Raw genomic sequence first — 1,499 nt, 5'->3', positions numbered from 1 at the left:
AGTGACGAGCTAAAGCCGCGCCGCGGCTAAAACCGAAAACATCAAACTGAATGTGCGTTATGCCGTCAAAACTCCCTTCACTGGACAAAGAGTCGACAATATCAAAATACTGCCGTATCCAGTTTTGCCACTTATAAAATGCCCCAGTATCGTCAGCGACAAGGTTATAAGCGGTGTCAATGAACGTCGATGTTTTCCCTAAATTATTAGGGCTTACACCAAATGCTTGAGCTAAAGCGATTTCATCTTTTCCTTCATCTATCAAGGTTGGATTTTGCCACGCCCCATCCACAGTCCCGACCCCAGCAACATAAATTTTATTGGTCTCATCATCTAATGGGTAAATTTCAAATAGCCGTGCCACATTGGTGCGTGATTTCACCCCACGTGTTTCTTTGTAAAGATCATTCAGATGGTTTTGTCCAGTACCATCAAAGAACACCCCAATCCGTAGTATTTTTTCTTCGACTTTTTTTACATTGAGAACTGGTGTTGTCTGAGAAATACCTTGAAGTTCAAAGATGTTTTTCATTGACGAAGAAAGCAGTGGCTGATTGTACTTCCCCCATGTATTACCTAATACATAGCTCTCGCCAACTTTTATCTCCGTTAACGGAGAGGGAGATTCTTTGATTTCTTGAGTCTCATCGACAACATCCGATTTTTCAACAATAAGAACATCGCCAGCTCTTAAAGCCATCGGATCTTGTTCGAATGATGGATTTAATTTGAGGAGTTCTTTCGGGCTAAGGTCGTAATACCCTGCAATATCACTCCAACTTTCATGCTGTCCATTATCCTTCATATTCACTTTATGCGTTTGAATTTCTTTGTCAGCGGTATCGTTGATGTCAGAAGGCGCTTCTCTTGGTAGAAGAGGCTGTTGTAAAGAAGAAACAAGGAGAGCTGTGTCAATCAGTGTCGCATTTTCGTCGAGCCAAACCATGCTCACTTCGCTCAATTGCTCGTTGGTCAACTTACCACGGGAATAGAGTATGTGTTGTTTCTCTGGTTCTTTTCCTTCAACTTTCACAGGAACCAGTATAGAACTAAAAACCTGCTCGCTTACAGGGGTGCTAGATATACCATCAGACGATGAAGATTGAGTAATACGCCATCCCCACTTTCCGCCACCTAGTATATCGAGTTCATACAACAACTTACCTTCGTAGAAGTAGTAATAGAAACCATGCAAAGCCCAACCTAATTTAGACTCGCTCTCTAGGGATGGCAACAAGGGGATAAACTCCGCATGAAAGTACCCTGAGCCGATAGATCTTGGCATAACGTCAAAGGATGTGCTGATGCCAAAGTTCTGATGAAACTCATGAGTAAGCTTTTTTGGCTCTTCGACATGACACTCTCCAGTAAGCACGGTATACGAGTCTAGCGCTTCTTCAGAGCGCCAGCGTTTAACGCTCTCCTCATGCTCTGACTTACTAAGAGAGAACACACCTAATTTCAGGCTAGACAGATCGGACTTTGGTGCATAGATCTTA

The 1,499-nt window shown here is 42.9% G+C and carries 1 pseudogene; it reads right to left on the bottom strand.

What is annotated here, in order from left to right:
* Window positions 1–1,499: pseudogene (locus AACR11_RS29295) on the bottom strand (DUF2235 domain-containing protein); the annotation flags it as partial.

Origin of the sequence: Vibrio sp. L85, from assembly GCF_963871815.1 — a bacterium.
GTDB lineage: Bacteria > Pseudomonadota > Gammaproteobacteria > Enterobacterales > Vibrionaceae > Vibrio > Vibrio harveyi.
This window is presented reverse-complemented; position numbering and strand designations above follow the sequence as displayed.